This window comes from Hallerella succinigenes, from assembly GCF_002797675.1.
In the GTDB taxonomy this organism is placed as follows: Bacteria; Fibrobacterota; Fibrobacteria; order Fibrobacterales; family Fibrobacteraceae; genus Hallerella; species Hallerella succinigenes.
Genome location: NZ_PGEX01000001.1, coordinates 1,437,758 through 1,456,222, shown reverse-complemented (window position 1 = coordinate 1,456,222; position 18,465 = coordinate 1,437,758). Strand labels below are relative to the sequence as shown.

Genomic DNA, 18,465 nt, shown 5'->3' with positions numbered 1-18,465 from the left:
CCTCTTGGATGATCTGAGTTTTATTTTTATGCGTAAATATAAAAAAACGCATAAGATTTTTTCAATGATTTTGTCCCAGAACCTTTTTAAAAAAACGGCCCTGTGGTCGAGAATCCGCCACTTTCCATACTTTTGCTAGCCTTTTGTAACAAATCCACATTTTTAACAATTTATCCACAAGGAATCCACCCCGTTGTGTAGGAGAGAGCCGCTCCTTTCCCTTGTGAAATTTCGAAATATTGTTATTTTTGGGACTCCAAAAAGTTTTTTCAATGGTAACCTATTGTTACCTAAAGGTTTAGAACTATGAAAAGAACATTCCAGCCGCACAACCGCAAGCGTCACAATACTCATGGCTTCCGCGCTCGTATGGAAGATCGTTGGGGCCGCGCAGTTCTCAGCCGTCGCCGCGCTAAGGGCCGTAAGCGTCTCACGGTCAGTGATACCATCTATAAGAAGTAAGGCTAGGTATTCCCAGTCTCCGCTCTTTTAGACTCGAATCCGAGTCCGATTATCGACAAATCGCCCACCACGGAAAACGAGTTCATTCACCATCCTTGATGATGCAATGGATCGAAAGCCCGGATGGGGTTTGTCGTTTTTGTTTTTTAGCACGCAAAAAAAATGGCAGTGCCGTATACAGGAACCGTTGTCGTCGTATTTTACGCCCGATCTTCTTCGAGAAGGCTCCAAACGTTCTTGCTCCCGTTTGGGCTATGATTATCGTCAAAGACAAAGAAGGGGAAATGACTTCCAAGCGTATGCACCGCAGTGCCGAGAAGCTATTTGAAAAAATGGGCTGGCTATGAGCATCCAGCACGTCCTGGAAGAGGCCCTGATCTTCCCCATTCGTATTTACCGAAAAGTTCATCCGTTTTTTTTCCACGGTGTCTGCAGATTCACACCGACGTGTTCTGAGTATGCAATCGAAGCGATCCGCGTACACGGAATCTTCAAAGGTTTCTATCTTGCAGTTTTTCGAGTGTTACGTTGCAATCCCTTCTGCCGGGGAGGTTACGACCCGGTACCGCCTAAGAAAGAAAAACTATGAAAATGAAACCCTCCACTCTCATCGGTCTCATCCTCCTCGTCGGTCTTTTCGTCTGGTCGATGACAATGTCCACCAGTCGCGCCGAAGAACAGGCTGCGGCCCAAAGAGCCAAGGCAGAAGTCGCCCAAACGGCAAAGGCTCGCTCCGGCTCCCTCCAGGTTCCTGAACTTACCTCTTTCGATTCGACAAAGCTCGTCCCGGCAACACTCGCACCGGCCGCAAGCAAGCCAGCTGAAGTCGCGGTCACCGATTCCGCCAAGGATTCGACCAAGGTCGCCGAAGCTCCGAAGCCGATCGAACGCAAAAAGGTGACCGTCGAAACCGATCACTTCACCGCCACTTTCGATAACCTCGGCGCAAAGATTTCGAGCATCATCGTCAAGGCTCTCCCGGATTCGACCGGCGCCTATCCGGAAATTATCGCCGACACAGCGAAAGGCGCTCTCGGTCTCAAGATCGACGGCGTGGACCTTTCGAACCAGCTTTTTGCCCTGCCGGAAAATACTCCGGAAAAGATTCTCGTCGATAGCGACCAGTCTTTGACCTTTACCTTTAGCGATCCAAACGGCAACAAGGTCATTCGTATTTACAGCTTCACCCAAAAAGGCGTTTCGATTCAGCAGTCGGTGAAGTTCGAAGGATTCCGCCCGAACGACTATGAAATCATCTGGGACGGCGGTATGAAAGAAACCGAAGAGTTCCCGAAGGGCAAAAGCTTTGGCGGTGGCGCATACTTCTTCAGCGAAGTGATCTTCAACGACATGGTGAACGTGGAACGCGAAACGGTCCGCGAAAAAGAAAAGTTCAACGAAAAGGATGGCAAGATTCTTTGGGCAGGTATGCGCCGCAAGTACGTCGCCGCCGTGATCAAGTATCCGGAAGCTTCCGAAGCCACTTTGACGGCTGAACATTTCGATACGAACAAAGAAAACTCGAAGGATCCGGGAACTTATCGTATCAAGCTTTCCGATTACATGAACGACAACGAAACGATCGACTTCGACTTTATGATTCTTCCGCTGAGTTGGAGCGAAATCAAGAGCTTCGATCTCGGATTTGAAAAGATAATCGTGAGCGGCTGGACCTGGTGCGGTGCAGACGTCTGGTTCGTCGCCATCTGCGGCTTCCTGCTCTGGCTTCTCAAGTTCTTCTACTCGATCATTCCGAATTACGGCGTGGGCATCATCCTTTTGACGATCGTCGTGCGTTCCATTACGACGCCGCTCACCTTGAAGCAGCTCCGTTCGACCCGTAGCATGAGCAAGCTCAAACCGCAGATCGATGAAATCAATGTGAAGTACCGCAGCGATCCGCAAAAGAAGCAGGCTGCGATCATGGAACTCTATGCGAAGAACGGCGTAAACCCGATGGCATCCTGCACGGGCGGCTGCCTCCCGATGCTCATTCAGATGCCGGTATTCTTCGGTCTCTTCATGGTCTTCGGTCGTGCGATTGAACTCCGCGGTCAGCCGTTCATGGGCTGGATTACCGACCTTTCCCGTTCCGACGTAATCTGGAACGGCATTACGATTCCGTTCGTGATGCCGGATGGTATCGCAATCCTTCCGATTATCATGGTGTTTACGACTTACTTCCAGACGAAGCAGTCCATGGCTTCGATGACGGACCCGGCCCAGCAGAAGATGATGGTCTGGATGATGCCGATCATGATGTTCCTCTTCAGCGCCGTGATGCCGTCGGGCCTTGTGCTCTACTGGATCGTCTCGAACCTCTGGGGCATTGGACAGTACGCTCTCGTGAACCGTTCCCGCCGTCTTGAAGAAGAACAGGGATCGACAAAGCTCAAGGGCAAAAAGGTCCAAGACGCCGTCATTGTGAAGAAAAAGTAATTCACACGGTCTTTTGGAAATCGGACTGGCAATTCGCCAGTCCTTTTTTTATTTATAAGGCTCTGTCACAACAAATGGTTGATTTTTGACGAGAAATAGCGTATAATAATAGTAAGAAACAGTACCACCGAAGGAGGTAATTGGATATGCCTACTATCAAAGACGCATTAGATATTATCGGTAAGTTGACTGTCGCAGAGCAGGAAAGCCTTAAAACAATGCTTTTAAGTCCTGCCTTTGTAAAGTCTTTGAATATTGAAGATTTCGTAGCAAAGGAACGCTTTGCAAATGGTCGTGTATGCCCTCTTTGTGGCTGTATCCATGTGGTTCGCAATGGTCATCGTAAAGATGGCACACAGCGATATGTATGTAAGGATTGTGGCAAGTCCTTCGTGATTGCTACGAACTCCATTGTGTCTGGTACAAGAAAAGACTTGTCCGTGTGGGAGCAGTACATTGATTGTATGATGAATGGCTTATCCATTCGTAAGACTGCTGTTGCTTGTGGGATTCACAGAAACACCGCATTCCTTTGGAGACACAAGATTTTGGATGCACTTCAGAATATGGCAGACGATGTTACCCTTGACGGCATTATTGAGGCTGACGAAACTTTTTTCGCCATCTCGTACAAGGGCAATCATAGCAAGAGTAAGACATTTGCTATGCCACGCAAGGCTCATAAGCGTGGTCATTCTACACATATCAGAGGCTTGTCCCAAGAAAAGGTATGTGTTCCTTGTGCGGTTAATAGGAATGGCTTGTCTATCTCCAAGATTACGAATACTGGTAGAGTTTCTACAAGAGATTTACATCATATTTATGATGGTAGGATTAAGACCAATTCCACTCTTGTTACGGACAAGATGAACTCCTATGTGAGATTTACAAATGCCAATGGTATTGACCTTGTGCAGTTAAAGACTGGCAAAGCCAAGAAAGGCATTTATAATATCCAACATATCAATAGCTACCATAGCCAGCTAAAGAGGTTTATGCGTGGCTTTAACGGTGTTTCTACCAAGTATCTGAACAACTATCTTGTGTGGAATAACCTTGTAAATTACGCCAAAGAAAGCGACATGGAGAAAAGGAACATCTTCTTAACTTTTGTTTTGGCAACATTGAAAACTGCTAAATGCAGAGATTTATCAAACAGACCAGCAGTTCCTCTGGTCGCCTAATTAGAATTTGTGGAGATGATAAGATGGTCAATATAACAGATGTAAAACAGATTCTTCAATTTGCAATAGATGCGGAGATTAAAGTCTTTCTTGATGGTGGCTGGGGTGTAGATGCTCTTCTTGGATATCAGTCAAGAGCCCATAATGATATTGACATTCTTGTAGAAAAGAACGATTATCAGAACTTTATAGAAATAATGAAAGCTAATGGCTTTTATGAGATTAAGATGGAATATACAACATTGAACCATACTGTATGGGAAGATTTGAAAAACAGAATTATTGATTTGCATTGTTTTGAATATACGGACGAAGGTGAAATTCTTTATGATGGGGATTGTTTTCCGGTAGAAACTTTTTCGGGTAAAGGAAGAATTGAGGAAATAGAGGTTTCCTGTATTGAACCATATAGTCAAGTAATGTTCCATCTGGGATACGAGTTTGATGAAAATGATGCACATGATGTGAAGTTATTGTGTGAGACATTTCATATCGAAATTCCAAATGAGTATAGATAACTGCAAATAACAGTTTGTAGGGGAGTTCTGATACTCCCCTATAAAAATGGCTATTTATCAACTGTTTGTTGTGACATAGCCATTTATAAAAGGAACATCCACCGGCGAGCCTTTGCGGGCCCGCCTGCGGAATGAAACGTCCGAAATAATCGAAGCTGGAAGCTGCCTTAAAGTTCCTTGCAGCGCCACCGTGCACGGAAACGCTTCGCCCTGTGGAAAATCGGAGCGAGGAGATCATCCCGTTTGGCGTGTATCAGCGCAAGGGACAGATAGAACACGGAAAGCTGAAAAAGCTTGATCAGGTTCGGGGCGACTTCGTGGAAGTTCGCACCCAGATTCTGAATACTGAGCCACGTCGGAATCGCATACGTCGAAGGAATGAACGACGCAATCATCTGAATCCAGCGCGGCATATTCCCCGAAGGCCAGCTAAAGCCCGAAGCGAACACGACAAAAATCGGAACGCTTGCGAATACGAACAACGCCGTTTCACGGTGCTTAAAGAACTGCGCCATCCACATACCCATATTCACCGTCGCTCCAAAGAAGAAAAGGCCGAACAAAAGCACAAGTCCGTCATCGCCACGGTCCGGGAACTCGAAGACGTGATAAATCACATACTTAAAGAAGAAAAGAGCAAGCATGTAGTGCAGAATGTACGCAAGCGAACGCCCAAAGTAGCGGATCAAAAGCGGAGCGCTCTCCGTTTCTTCGGCGCCCTTCAAAACTTTGAAATGACGGTTTTTGCGCGGGCCGCCCATCACACCGACACCTACGAGTAATGTCTGCTGTAAAATAATCATCAGCACGGCACTCACCGCATAAATCCCGTAGCCGCCCGAAGCGTTGAACATTCTAAAGAAACGCGTCGACACCGGATCGCGGATCGCCATCGCTTCGTTCAGGGAATGTCCCTGCATCACAATGCGCTTCACCTGTGTCGTCGCCCCGACCGTCATGGCGGCAGTCGTAAAAGCCGTCGCCACGTTTCCGTACAAAAGAATGAATCCCCCGTGGCAGTAAACGCCCACAGACACATTCTGACCGTTCCGCAGATCCCTTTCAAGACCTTTTGGAATCTTCATGTAGCCGTAAATCTTTTCGTCGGCAAGAGCCTTTTGCGCTTCGAGTTCGTTTTCATAAATGGCGACAATCGTATCTTCTTGCATCGCGGAAGCCGCACGAATGATTTGCCGAGACATCACGGAATGATCCAAATCCACAATCGCCGCCGGAGCCTTGTCCGCAATCTGGTTCTTGTACGGATACGGATAATAGAACGAATAGAAGATCACGCCGAAGACGACAACGAGCATCACAGCAGGATCCTTTAAGAGAGCTTTCCATTCGGTGAGCGCCACTTTAAAAAGAAGGTTGATCATGCGGAACATAATTCAGCCTCCTCTTTACGCAAGGCCCTCGGCAAACGAATTCCCAACGTAAGCATCGCCACAAGCGACCAAAATACAAAAAACACCGCGAGAACTTCAAACGACCAGAACGCGCGTTCTATCCCCAAGTGCCCAAAGAAGAATGCCGACTGGAGCTTCATCATCTGCGTAATCGGCAGGATAAACGTCCAGCAACGAATCACAAATGGCATTGCAAATACCGGGAACGTTTGACCGCAAAACGCAAAAGCAGGCCCGCCAACAACCGCCGCCGCACTCAACGCAACGCGCATTTCGCCGACAATTCCCACAAAGGAAGCTCCAAGCGCCATGCACGTCGCCACCATCAAATAGCCACCGCCAAAAAGCACCGCACGGTCTATCGGTTCTAGCGCAGGCATTCCCATGCGCACAAGCAAAAGAACGCTCATCATTTCCGTTCCAAGCACAAATACGGCGGGCAAGAGCCTTCCCAAATAGGCGGCAATCATCGAATTTCCCGCTGCCGAAAGCCAGGTTCCCACTTCCCTTTCGCGAATCGGAAACGCAAAGAAGTAAGCGCCAAAGAGCATCGCAATCACATGGAAAAGAGCGATTACAAGACCGATGCCCAAAAAATGTTCATAATTTCCCGTCGGATTTCCCACAATGTGAACTTCTACGCCGATCGGGTTCTGAATCGTATTTTGAACAAGGACCGCACCCTGCGTCGCCACGGCCATACGGATGTCGTTCGTTATCACCTTGCTCGTGAGCAAGGACTGTCCATTCGTATAAACGGTAACCGCGGGCGTCTCGTAACGGATCGCCTTTTCTTCCAAGTCATGCGGCACATAGACGAACGCAAGAATTTCCCCACTGCGCATTGCCGAGGAACATTCCGAAATGTCCTTGCAGCGCACGGTAATCGTTGCAGCCTTAGTGGTTTCAATCGCGCGTAAAATTCTTCCCTGAAGTTCTCCCCCGCCTTCCGCGACAATGCCCACCGGGAGGTTGTACGGAGCCTCTGCCGAAAACATGGAAACCATCATCGTGCAGAGCGCAATCGGGAATACAAACAGCAAAAGGACCGTCGGAAGGTCCTTCCGTGCGTACGCATTCCAAGCAACTGCCCAAATATTGCGGAGCAACTTACTTCTCCAGATTGCGTTTCCAAAGAACAGTCATACCCGGGCGAAGTCCTTCCACCGGAGTCTGCGGACGCAAGCGCACTTCGAAGGTTTTCAGGTCAAAGCCTCCGCTTTCCTTGCTGCTCTTCCAAACCGCATAGTTGCCAGCGCTTGCAATGTAATAGACTTCCATCGGAACCACCTTGTCGAGAGCCGGAACCTGGAGTTCAAAAGCCTTGCCTTTTTGAATGTCCTTCAGTTCATCTTCACGCACATTGAAGACCGCCCAAGCGTCCTTCAAATCGGTAATCGCCACAACCGGCATACCTGCACCCACGACTTCCCCTTCTTCTGAAATCTTAAGGGTAACTTCACCCGTAATCGGAGCGATGATGCGGGTTTCATCGAGGTAAGCCTTGACTTCTGCCTTCGCACCGTCCGCCTGCAAAACGAGAGCGTTTGCAGCGGCCTTATCTTCTTCACGGGCACCGTTCACCGCCTGCGTGTACTGAGCCTTGGCCGCTTCCACCTGAGCGTTAGCGGCGTTCATCTGGGTTTCCGCTTCGTCGCGTTTCTGCACCGGAATCACGCCTTCATCATAGAGCTTTTGCACACGTTCGTAAGTCGTCTTTGCGAGACTAGCGGCTTGTTCAGCACGGGTAAGCACTGCCTTCGCGGCATCGATCTGCTCCGAGCGGGCACCGTTTTTAGCCTTCTTCGCCTGGGCCTTTGCCGCCTTGTAAGCGCCTTCCGCCTGAATCTTCTTCGCTTCGACTTCCGGGCTTGAAATTTCGGCGATGATATCGCCCTTCTTCACGGCGTCTCCTTCATGCACCGCAATCGAACTGATGCGGCCCGGGAGCTTTCCTGCCACCATCACACGGCGGGCTTCGATCTGACCTTGCAGATATTCCTGCTGCGGAGTCAATGCAAAATTTCGAATCGTGAGGAATGCAGCCACAAGCAGCATGACAATCATCACCAAAGTCAAAACAGCGGGAATCTTTTTCATTTTCCACTCTCCAGATAATCTTGAATCTTTTCTACCTGACCGCTGGTTTCCAACAGTCCAGCCAAAGCCATCGTCGCATCGTAATTCGCCTTGAGCATCGCAATGCGAAGGCGTTCCAAGGAAAGCTGGGCATCCACCACGTCCAAGCTTGTTCCCATGCCCGCATTAAAAACCTTCTGCTGATCTTCCAAGGATTCCTTGGCCAGCTCTTCCGTTTTCTTCAACGACTCAAGACGTCCCTTTGCATGTTGATATTCGCGGTAACGCTTTTCGACGAGCAACGAAATGTTTTGCACCGCCTGATTCTGCAAGCTCAAGACTTCGCGCTGAGTCGCCTTCGCTTCGGCGACTTTACCTGCGGTTTCTCCCCCATGGAAAATGTTCCATTCGGCGACAACGCCCACGGCCCATTCCGGTTCAAGAATCGTCAGATCCTTTGTGTAAAGCTCCTTTTTGCCGAAGAGCGCTATCGTCGGGAAGTAGTCGCCACGGGCTGCGGTCACGGCTCGTTCGCTGCGCTTTTTCGCCTGTTCAAGCTGTTTCATGCCGGGGTAATTTTCAATCGCGCGCTTCTTGTATTCTTCAAGGCTTTCCGAAAGTTCCTTCGGCACGATCGAAGTGGTCGTTGTGAGAGCGGTATCACTTTCACCGAGCGTATTCGCCAAGGCGAGACGGGCAAGCGAAAGGTCGCGTTCCGCATTGTCCTTTTCCGTTTCCGCTTCGACAAAAGCGACTTCAGCGCGCAAACGCTCGGCTCGAGAGATCTGACCGCCTTCTTCAAGCTTCTTCGCCTGATCGACGTGCGCCTGAATCGTATTGTAGGCTTCCGTGCGAAGCGAAACCATTTCTTCGGCGAGGCGCACGGTAAAGTACCGCGTGCAGACTTCCATCATCACGGTGTTTTCGACGAGATTGTATGCCGCCTTTTCCGCTTCTACGTTTTCCGTCGAAGCCTTGTAGGCGGAATAAATCTTGCCACCGGTGAAGATCGGCCATACAAGAGTCGCCGTCGCATTGAAGAAGAGGTCATCCTGAACTTTTAACTTGAACTTGTCTTCGGGCATCTGTGCCGCCAAAGTCTGCTGTCCCTGAGTAGCTGCAGTTCCAGCTGCCTTCTGAGCCATCGCCTTCCCCTCGTCTCCATAAGCGGCATATTGCTGACTGGCGAGCGCGTAAACGCTCGTGTAAGTCGAAGCGTAATTCGACCCGAGAATCGCCGTGCGCATATCGCGAAGGTCGATCGTGATATCGTCATCGATCTTTGTCACCTTACCGGTAATCGAAAGCTTTGGCATAAAAAGAGAACGTGCAGAAGTCTTTTGCGCTTCTGCCTTGTCGAGGTGCGTTTTACTCGCCACCAACTGGGGATTCTTCTGCTTCGCTTTCTGCATCGCATCTTGTAAAGAAAGAGGCTCGGACAGCGCAAGGCTAGATCCCATCAAAATCAGAGTTAATAAATGCTTGTTCATTTTCTATAAAAATACTAACTATTTACAAATCAAGCGTCCCCGAATGATATTCCACACCCTTTTTGTTTCCAACTTTTTTCCCGCTCAAAACTTTGTTTTCTTTTTCTTACATAAAATACAAAAAAGATTCCTTGGGAACGATTAAAGAACACTTAATCACAGTGAAGAGAATTTTACAAGAAAAATAAGACGGCCGAAATTATTTTAAATCCGTCAAATTTGATCAAGTCCGACGGGACGAGGTTTCTATGAAATTTCCTTTTGCAAAAGCCGCTCTGCTTGTATGTGCAGCTGTCTTTACATGGAACTGTTCGAGTGATTCTTCGAGCGGTTTAGACCCCGCAGACGCTTCGTCTTCGAGCGCAGCGATTACCGCAGATCCGAGCGCCACTTTGGTCGCCACCGTGACAGTTGGCGAAATTTATTCCGATATGACCGTACGCGATGCAAGCGGCAACGTCATCGGTACATTTGATTCGGCCACTGGTACAATTACCTTGATCGACGGAAGCGTTGTCGATACGAACGGCACGGTGATTTCCGGCCCGACATCTTCTGCCGCGACAGGCGACATCACGTCTTCAGCAACAACGGGCGACGTAACGTCTTCGGCCAGCGGAGACATCGCTAGTTCGAGCAGCGAAGCTGTAGAAACCGTTTCTTCGAGCAGCACAGCCGGTTTTAGCGGTAGCGGTGTCATGGACCCGAGCGGTTACGAAGTTCCTGTTTTGAACTCCCTTTTGAACAATGGTGCCACCGGTTGGAGCTCCCGCTACTGGGATGCTTGCAAACCGCACTGCTCTTGGCCGGGTAACGTGGACACCACGAGCGAAGCGACCTACCAGGCAAGCTACACCACGGCCCGCAACTGCAACATTCACGACGTTGAAATTCCGACTTACACCTTGAGCTATAACGTTCAGCAGTATTGGATGGGCTATCAGGGCACAACCAGCGCCTGCTCGAGCGATCGTGGCGGTGGAAGTAGCGGCGCATTCGCCTGCACGGATATGGCTCCTGTCGCCGTGAACGATACGCTTTCTTATGGCTTTGTCGCCGCACCGGGTAGCGGAAATGCGGGTTGCGGTAAGTGCTACCACATTCAATTCAATGGTGGAAACCATGCAAACGATGTCAAGGCAACGCACAAGGCTCTTGCCGGCAAGCACATGATCGTGATGGCTTCGAACATCGGTTATGACGTGGAAGAAGGCCAGTTCGACATGATGGTCCCGGGTGGTGGCGTCGGTCTTTATGACGCTCTTTCTACCATGGTGAGCGGTTCCAACGTACAATGGGGCGCTCAGTACGGTGGCTTCCTGACTTACTGCCAGCAGTCTCTCGGTTACGATAATACGGTCGCCAAGTATCAGGAATGCGTGAAGGATATGTGCGCAGCGGCATTTACCGGCTACGACAACCTTCTCAAGGGCTGTAATTGGTTTGCCGACTGGTACATGGCCGCCGACAACCCGACTTACAACTGGGAAGAAATCGAATGCCCGCAATACCTGATCGACAAGTATAAAACAACCATCAACACCACCAAGGATACTCGCATTGCTTGGAAGGACGACTGGTCTACCTATACGGGCGGCGCCTTGGACACCCTCGAATGTCTTTCCGACAGTTATCCGCAGGGTTGCAATAAGTAATAGAACTTAACGGTGTGTGTGTTTGGATCCAAGCAGAGGAATCATGATGAAAAAACGTTACTTATCTATTATCACCCTCTCCGCAGCTCTCTTTACATGGAACTGCGGAGAAAGTTCGTCCAACGAATCTTCCGATAACGACACACCGAGGGTTTCGGAACTGCCATATTACGTCGGCGGTTACACCATTGACCCGGCGACAGGCATCGTTTACAACCTTGCCACGGGCGAAACTGCCGGTCAGTTGAACGCAGACGGAACCATTACCGATGCTGCCGGCAACACTTTCCTTGCTGCAGATACGACTCTGCTTCCGAACATCACCTCAATCGGCTACCTCATCGACAATAATGGCAACGTCACCGACTTGAGCGGAAGCATCATCGGCATTCTCAATGAAGACGGCAAGAGCATCACCCTCACCGACGGTTCCGTTCAGGATCTTTCCGGTAACGTGATTTCCGAAGCGACCAAAACTTCGAGTGCAACTGTCGCTAGCAGTTCTTCGATTTCTGTAGATTCAAGTGCGACTCTCGTCGCAAGTGTTGTGGTCGGCGATATCTATTCCGACATGACCGTCCGGGATGCAAATGGCAACATTATCGGAACTTTTGACTCCGATTCGGGCAACATTACTCTTACAGACGGAACTGTTGTGGATACCAACGGCACAATCATTTCCGAAAAGTCTTCCACTTCTACCGGAAAGTCTTCCACTTCTGTCGTTACCAACTCCTCCGCATCCGTTATCCTTTCTTCTGCAAGTCAGCAGCAAAGCGGGAGCATTACCGTAACCGGAAATCTGACCCAGACCGTTGCCAAGAACGCTTCGATTTCGACCATCGTCTTTAGCGGCGTTACAGCAGAACCGTCCCGCAACTGGACGCTCTATTGGCTCACGACAAAATTTGACGAAAACGCGAAGACCTATACCGTAACGGGTACAGTTCCTGATTACTTTGCCGATGGAACTTCTACAGAAACCTTCACATTCAGCGATGGAGCTTTCTCCCTAACGATAAATGTCGGCAACGCCACGTTTGTCAGCTCTTCGAGCGTTCAGCAGATTGTTAGCTCAAGCTCCGCTAGATCGTCTTCTTCGAGCGTGCGTTCCTCGAGCTCAGTCGCTTCTTCGAGTTCTGTCGCTTCTTCGAGTTCTGTCAGCATCTCTACCGGCTGCCCGACTATCGTCACAAAGAGCGGATCTAGCGGCTCCGGCTGGGCAACCCGCTATTGGGACGGCTGTAAGCCAAGCTGTTCTTGGTCCGCAAATGCGGGCAACGGAAACGAAGCAAAGCAGTGCAACGCCAACGGAAAAACCGAACTCAGCGACTTCAACGCCAAGAGCGTCTGTGATGGCGGTTCCGCTGCTACTTGCACAAGCCAAATTCCATTTACGATTAGCGGTTGCGACAACATCGGCTTCGCCTTTGCGGCTGTCCCCGCGTCCAATGGTGGCCAATGCGGAAAGTGCTTCCAACTGACCTTCACGGGTACGGGCAAATACGAAACCAAGGCCAACCACAAGGCTCTCGTCGGCAAAAAGCTGATTGTCATGGTGACAAATATCGGTTCAGATGTGAACCAAGGCCAGTTCGACATCATGATCCCAGGCGGCGGCGTCGGTATCTTCAACGGAACCGCCGGCTACGGCTGGGGTAGCCAGGGCGCCCAATACGGCGGTCTCCTTAGCGAATGCGAAAAAGAAGTGGGATACTCCGATGGTGTCAATTACCTCACCGATCGTAAGGCTTGTTTGGTGAAAAAGTGCAACGCCAGCTTCAGCAGCGACGCTCAGGCCAAGGAAGGTTGCCTCTTCCTCGCGAACTTCATGGAAGCCGCAGGCAACCCGAACCATACTTACACCGAAGTCGAATGCCCGAATGTACTCAAGGCGAAGTATTAATCCGAGTCTTCATGAACTCTGAAAAATCCCGCTCGGTGCGAGCGGGATTTTTTATTTGCAAATAGGAAATTTCTAAAGAGGCATTTTCAAAACAGAAATCTTATAAAAGATCTTTTTTCTCCAAATCCTTCACAAGCGATCCGGGCATCCACTTTTCGATCTTTTCATAATCCGGATCTAAAAGCTTATCCGCATAGAATTTGGACTTTTCCTTGTCGCCCGCATCCAAATAGATCCGCGAGAGGTTACCGATCGCGCAAAAATAGCGGACCGACTTTCCCGTGCGCTTCAAATACTCCGCAGCGCTTTTCTCGTAGATCTTCGCCGCTTCCGCGTACTTCTTCTGCTTGTACAGCATATCGGCCTTCATCTGCCAAAAAACAGGGTTTGCAGGCGCCTTCGAAATGGCCCGTTCCACCACCTTCAACGCCTTGCCGTATTCCTGCTTGTCGTAATACATCCAGGCGAGCGGCGTCGCGAACAGCGCCCAGAACAGCTCGGAATTCGCCGAACGCTCTTCCAAGATTTTCAAGTAAGCATCCCGATCGTCTGAAACGAACGGCAAAAAACTCAGGCCATCGTCTACATAGTAAGCGTAGATTGAATAAAAGGCTTTCGCATCCTTGTCCTCGGAATCTTCAAACTTCTTTGCCGCACTCCGCGTACCGAGAGCGCCTTTCAAAGAGCTTCCGAGCGCTGACTGCGCATAGCCTAGTTCAAAGGCGCGCAGCACATCCCAGGCGCCCTCTGCCGTGCACTCCGAAAGTTCTTTCGCCGCCTTTTCCAAGGCAAGCGTATCCCCGACGTCATCGAATTCACTTAGGCGCACCACATTCCGCAGCACACAGGCCGCGCCGGGATTCTTTGCCCGAATCTTTTCCGAAACCTGGTAAGAAGTTTTATAATCCGCATTCAGAGCGAGCTTCACGGAACGCTTGGCTTCGGACTGCAAATCACCGGGCAAAGCAAAGAGCGAAGAGCCCGCAAAAGCATGCGCCGCGCCGAAAAGCGTAGCGAAAGCGACAGTTTTTATTCCAACATGCAATAACATTTGATTTTAAATATACCAAAAAGCAGGAACGATTTCTAAAGGGCGAAAAAATTGTAAAGCATTCGGAATCAAAGACTTATCATTTTACGCTCTCCAAAAATTTTAGCGTGGAACCATCTGTCATGCGATTTTTGCCCCGTAACATTCAGTCCTATCCATCATTTTCTACATATAAATTAACAATCTGAAAGTTCAAAATAATAAATTTGTAATTTCACAGCTTTTTGCAATTTGTGTATATCCAAAATAGAGACGCTTGACAAATTCCGTCAAAGTCCCGAGCCCAAAGTCAAACAAAGAAGGCAACCTATGATGAAGATTCTTCACAAACCGGCCTCGCTTTCCCTGACCCTTTTAAGCTCCGGTTTTCAAACTTTCAAAAGACGCATCTCTCAAGAATTGATGCTCCGCAAGGGCGTCAATCTAGAAGATTGCACAGACGACGAAGACCTTTACACATTCTATTTACGAGGCGAACCCGAGAACTACGTCATGGACGCTCTCTGCGGGTGCGCTGTCGACGAATACTGATTACTTGGACGGGCAAACCGTCTTGTTCACAAAGGCGCTCGAATCCACGCTCATAATCTGGACGTTTGCGTTTGCGCCCTTTTCAAAGCGGATATCGCCATATACGCCGCGGAACACCTTCTGCGAATAGATTTTCTTCACCAGATCCGTTTCACCGGAAGCGATGAGCGAGAAGACAATACTTGCTGCGCTGTAGCTCAAACCACTGACCTTGTCTGCCTTCGGTTCTTCATTCCACTTTGCCTTGTAAGCGCTCTTGAAGTCTTTATAAGTTTGGTTCGTATCGGCATTTCCAAAGGAAACACTAAAGTAAGAACCTTCGACGAGCTTCTTACCTTCATCGATCAAGTCCTGACCATACCAACCCGAAGTACCGAGCAGCGTACCGTCCAGCTTGTGATAAGCGACCTGACGAGCGATCAAGCCTGCATCCGACGGGCTAGAGCTCGGAATAAAGATTCCCGGAACCTTAAAGACGGAATCCTTCATGAAGGAACGCTTTTCCTTCGCACCCATCGCATCCAAATTCTTCGCGCCGCGGGCAATATTCATCTTGTGCAAAATCTGATCAAAACGTTCCGCTCGGAGCTTGCGAAACTCCGTCGTATAATCCGGACGGCCTTCTTCAAATTCCTGCGTGGCAAGAATCACGCCACCACGGCTTTCCACAGCGCGGCTAAAGCTCTGCGTCATCGCCGTTCCAAAATCCCCGATCGGAGAAAGCACGGCGAATTCACGAATGCCGAGGCAGTCCACTGCATAGTTCGCAATGCCCGTCGCGAGGTTGTCCATGCTGACGTTCACCTGGAAAATATTCCAGCCCATGCGGGAAATGCCAGCATCCGTCGCTGTCGGGGTGAGCATCGGGATATTCGAATGTGTCGAAGAGAGCCAAGCGGCGACCGTTGCAGCCGGAGCGCTCATGATCGGACCGACAATCGCAATGACGCTGTCCTGCGCCACGACCTGTCTTGTGCGGCGAAGAGCTTCCACGGCATCTGCACGGGTATCGGCAACTCGAAGGTTCACCTTACCGTTCAGGTTCGCCTTTTCCAAAGCGAGGCGGACACCCTTCACAGCGTCCAAGCCGAATTCTGCAAAGTCCCCGGAAACCGGAGCGAGCACAAGAACCGTCGGAATCGAAGACTTGCCTTCGAGAGCTCCCATCGCATCCTTTGCTAGTTCCACCCATTCTTCATTTTCATTTGCAACAAGGACCTTCTTATACCAGTAACGGGCAGCCTTGTAATTTTTCTTTTCGGCAAGTTCCCTGCCCAAGCGGAGCCAGGTCACGTTCGACACTTTCTTGCTGACCACAGCCTTGTCCGCAAATGCGGTCAGCTGGCTAATCGTCAAACGCTTGTCCTTTGAAATTGTCTGAGCGAGGAGGTTCTGTGCCATTTCCTTGATTTCGCCGTTCTTGCTGTAGACGAGCACGTTCAAAAGCGTTTCCACGCCCTTCACCATCTGGGAATCCGAGTGGAGCATGCGTTCTGCGGCAATCACTTCCATGCGAGAACGCTTCGGGTTGCCTGCATAGTATTCCAGATAGCGACTCGTCAAACGATCCAAGTTCGCAGTGTCGTTTGTCTTTACGTAGCAGTGGGCCAAAAGTTCTGCAGCCTTGGCGCCGTCTTCCTTGTGAATCTTCTTTTCGGCGAGCGGCTGGAGCAGCGGCATCGCCGTAGCGCAGTCGCCGTTCTGAATCGCGGTTTCAGCCTTGGAAAGTTCTGCAGAAGCTGCACTTGCAACGACGGCAGAAAACAAAACTGCCGAAATCATGGGGAAGATGACGTTTTTTACCATAATCTATCGAGTTTCAGAGACATTCGCTTCCTGGATAACGATATGCTCTTTCTTAATGTTCTTTTGCATGTTCTCCGTGAGCTTGGCCCAGTCCACGATGTCAACGCGGAACGGAAGTCCACTATCGGCAAACGCCTTCTCGACGCTGACCATTTCTTCAAAGGAGATCGGCTTAGGAGAAAGCACTACAATATCCAGAGCGGAATCCGGAGTCAGTTCGACTCCCGTCACACGCGAACCATAGGCATCCACTTCCAAACCGGAGAAGTGGACTTTTAATATACGCTGAATCTTTTCCAGCTGATCTTTTTCCAAGCATAACTGCATTGTGCCCCAAATATAGAAAATCGAATCCGAATCACAAACAGTCGCTTTTAAGCGAATTCGAACCCGATGACCCTTTTTATCAATATTTCGCACTCTTTATCTTATAATAGCCTACAAAACTTTACAAAAAAGAGCATTTTTGTATATGCAATGAAAAAATTGATAGGCATCCTCTGTTTTACACTTCTTACAGCCCACGTTTTTGCAAACGAAGGCGCTGTTGCAGACTCCTTAAAGCAGGATTCTACCTCTTCCGCGATGCCGGAATTCACCCCTCGAAGCCCTACCGGCAGTCGCTTGCCGGTAATCGTTCCGTTTGGAGAAGTCACCTTCTTAAACCTGTTCGTCTGGGGCTGGGACCGCTACGTTCTGCAAAAAGACTATGCAAAGACCGGACCTTCTTACTGGGAACGCAACTTTAAGGAAGGCTGGAAGTGGGACGACAACCACTTCGCGATCAACTTCTTCGGTCACCCGTACCAAGGTTCCATGTACTACGCTGCGGCACGTTCCGCGGGCTACGACTTCTACGCGAGCTTCTTCTTTGCCCTGACAGGCTCATGGATGTGGGAAGAATTCTGCGAAACGGAATATCCAGCGCCGAACGACCTGATCGCGACGAGCGTCGGCGGTACGATCTACGGTGAAATGCTTTACCGCATTGCGACCCGGGCCGTTTCAAAACCCGGAGCAGGACTCCTAGAAAACCTCTTCGCCTTTGCAGCAAGCCCGGTCGCGACTTTCCAGGAATGGATCAACGGACCTAGCTTAACAAACCCAGGCTATGCCCCAATGGAATGGTCTATCTACACAGGCGTAGGGCACCGTTTCGGCGACGAATACCGCTACGACCAGGACGCCGACGACCGCTCCGACAACGACTGGGATTCCCCATCGGCCTTCTATGGACTTAACCTTGTCTATGGACGCCCTGACAGAAAGATCAAGGAACCTTTCGAATACTTCACCTTTAGCTTTGTCCAGGATCAGAGCGAAGACGGTATGTTGATGCGCGTTTCCTCGGTCGGAAAACTCAAGAACTTGAATATGCGGCACAACAACACGAACTGGATGGACCTCGCCGCTTACCTGCATTTCGATACCTTCTACGGTGACCTCGTCGAAATGTCCGCCCTTTCGATCGGCCTTGGCGCAGACGTAAGCGTGGATCTTTCGGACCGCTTCAACTTCCGCATGATCCACATGCCTTCTTACGTGCTCCTCGGATCTTCGGACTTCAACTACGACAATGTCCTTGCCTCCGCGGATTCCAACTACAAAGTAACCCGAAATTACCAATACAGCCTGGGTGGAAGCTACAAGGCGACGCTCCAGCTCGAATGGAAAAACATCGGACGCTTTTACAACTACGCCGCCGCTTACCTCTTCCGCAGCTGGCCGAATACCGAGCCTCACTACGGCACGAACGGCTATGACTTTGTTTTTCTCAACAATCTAGGCCTCGAAGTGAATCTGCCACTCGACTTCGCCGTGGGACTTCGCCTGAATTCCTACGCAAAGATCGCCGCCTACGAACGCGTCGAACCGATGTCGCGCTCCATGCACGCCATTGGCGCGTATGTGCGTTATACCCTCTAAAATTTT

The 18,465-nt window shown here is 49.9% G+C and carries 17 protein-coding genes; 10 read left to right on the top strand and 7 right to left on the bottom strand.

The genetic code is table 11. The features are described from left to right. Positions 1 to 306 precede the first annotated feature (306 nt). The 6 genes from rpmH to lnu(C) all read left to right on the top strand — a co-directional run bounded on the left by rpmH (position 307) and on the right by lnu(C) (position 4,603). Positions 307 to 462, top strand: coding sequence for a 50S ribosomal protein L34 (rpmH, locus tag BGX16_RS06575; RefSeq protein WP_100425335.1), 156 nt, complete (start codon positions 307 to 309; stop codon positions 460 to 462). 8 nt (positions 463 to 470) lie between these two features. Continuing rightward, complete coding sequence (gene rnpA, locus BGX16_RS06570) at positions 471 to 809, top strand: ribonuclease P protein component (RefSeq protein ID WP_100425334.1); 339 nt, start codon at positions 471 to 473, stop codon at positions 807 to 809. Then, positions 806 to 1,051, top strand: a complete 246-nt coding sequence (yidD, locus tag BGX16_RS15130) for a membrane protein insertion efficiency factor YidD (protein WP_198514874.1) — start codon at positions 806 to 808, stop codon at positions 1,049 to 1,051. The genes rnpA and yidD overlap by 4 nt, the downstream gene beginning before the upstream one ends. 2 nt (positions 1,052 to 1,053) lie before the next feature. Next, complete coding sequence (gene yidC, locus BGX16_RS06560) at positions 1,054 to 2,901, top strand: membrane protein insertase YidC (protein ID WP_100426781.1); 1,848 nt, start codon at positions 1,054 to 1,056, stop codon at positions 2,899 to 2,901. 146 nt (positions 2,902 to 3,047) lie between these two features. Further along, on the top strand, positions 3,048 to 4,085 hold the full coding sequence (locus BGX16_RS06555) for an IS1595-like element ISSag10 family transposase (protein WP_002837184.1): 1,038 nt from the start codon (positions 3,048 to 3,050) through the stop codon (positions 4,083 to 4,085). A 23-nt stretch (positions 4,086 to 4,108) separates the two neighbouring features. Continuing rightward, on the top strand, positions 4,109 to 4,603 hold the full coding sequence (lnu(C), locus tag BGX16_RS06550) for a lincosamide nucleotidyltransferase Lnu(C) (protein ID WP_100425317.1): 495 nt from the start codon (positions 4,109 to 4,111) through the stop codon (positions 4,601 to 4,603). 167 nt (positions 4,604 to 4,770) lie between these two features. Here lnu(C) and BGX16_RS06545 read toward each other — a convergent pair whose 3' ends face one another. From BGX16_RS06545 to BGX16_RS06530, 4 genes are read right to left on the bottom strand one after another with little or no spacing between them, the layout of a single operon-like run. After that, positions 4,771 to 5,994 carry an ABC transporter permease gene (locus tag BGX16_RS06545; protein WP_100425332.1) on the bottom strand — a complete coding sequence of 408 codons (1,224 nt, stop codon included), beginning with the start codon at positions 5,992 to 5,994 and terminating at the stop codon, positions 4,771 to 4,773. Further along, positions 5,982 to 7,124 carry an ABC transporter permease gene (locus tag BGX16_RS06540; protein ID WP_100425331.1) on the bottom strand — a complete coding sequence of 381 codons (1,143 nt, stop codon included), beginning with the start codon at positions 7,122 to 7,124 and terminating at the stop codon, positions 5,982 to 5,984. Before BGX16_RS06540 ends, BGX16_RS06545 begins: the two co-directional genes overlap by 13 nt. A gap of 1 nt (position 7,125) precedes the next feature. Further along, positions 7,126 to 8,115, bottom strand: coding sequence for an HlyD family secretion protein (locus BGX16_RS06535; protein ID WP_100425330.1), 990 nt, complete (start codon positions 8,113 to 8,115; stop codon positions 7,126 to 7,128). Beyond that, positions 8,112 to 9,584, bottom strand: coding sequence for a TolC family protein (locus tag BGX16_RS06530; protein WP_100425329.1), 1,473 nt, complete (start codon positions 9,582 to 9,584; stop codon positions 8,112 to 8,114). The genes BGX16_RS06535 and BGX16_RS06530 overlap by 4 nt, the downstream gene beginning before the upstream one ends. A gap of 248 nt (positions 9,585 to 9,832) precedes the next feature. On the opposite strand from BGX16_RS06530, the gene BGX16_RS06525 reads away from it, so the two are divergent. Further along, complete coding sequence (locus tag BGX16_RS06525; RefSeq protein ID WP_100425328.1) at positions 9,833 to 11,239, top strand: glycosyl hydrolase family 5; 1,407 nt, start codon at positions 9,833 to 9,835, stop codon at positions 11,237 to 11,239. A 43-nt stretch (positions 11,240 to 11,282) separates the two neighbouring features. Then, positions 11,283 to 13,145 (top strand): glycosyl hydrolase family 5, encoded by a 1,863-nt coding sequence (locus BGX16_RS06520; RefSeq protein WP_241899482.1) that lies wholly within the window; start codon positions 11,283 to 11,285, stop codon positions 13,143 to 13,145. 100 nt (positions 13,146 to 13,245) lie between these two features. On the opposite strand, the gene BGX16_RS06515 is transcribed toward BGX16_RS06520, so the two are convergent. Continuing rightward, complete coding sequence (locus tag BGX16_RS06515; RefSeq protein ID WP_241899481.1) at positions 13,246 to 14,196, bottom strand: tetratricopeptide repeat protein; 951 nt, start codon at positions 14,194 to 14,196, stop codon at positions 13,246 to 13,248. A gap of 309 nt (positions 14,197 to 14,505) precedes the next feature. Here BGX16_RS06515 and BGX16_RS06510 point away from each other — a divergent pair, with 309 nt between their 5' ends. After that, the gene (locus BGX16_RS06510) at positions 14,506 to 14,727 is read left to right on the top strand and encodes a hypothetical protein (protein ID WP_100425327.1); all 222 of its coding nucleotides are present in this window, start codon (positions 14,506 to 14,508) and stop codon (positions 14,725 to 14,727) included. On the opposite strand, the gene BGX16_RS06505 is transcribed toward BGX16_RS06510, so the two are convergent. After that, complete coding sequence (locus BGX16_RS06505) at positions 14,728 to 16,533, bottom strand: penicillin-binding protein activator (protein ID WP_100425326.1); 1,806 nt, start codon at positions 16,531 to 16,533, stop codon at positions 14,728 to 14,730. It lies immediately after the preceding gene. A gap of 3 nt (positions 16,534 to 16,536) precedes the next feature. After that, positions 16,537 to 16,848, bottom strand: a complete 312-nt coding sequence (locus BGX16_RS06500; RefSeq protein ID WP_241899480.1) for a nucleotidyltransferase family protein — start codon at positions 16,846 to 16,848, stop codon at positions 16,537 to 16,539. Between the two features lie 162 nt (positions 16,849 to 17,010). On the opposite strand from BGX16_RS06500, the gene BGX16_RS06495 reads away from it, so the two are divergent. After that, entirely contained in the window at positions 17,011 to 18,459 is a 1,449-nt protein-coding gene (locus tag BGX16_RS06495) for a DUF3943 domain-containing protein (protein WP_157797913.1), read from the top strand. The last annotated feature ends 6 nt before the right edge of the window (positions 18,460 to 18,465 follow it).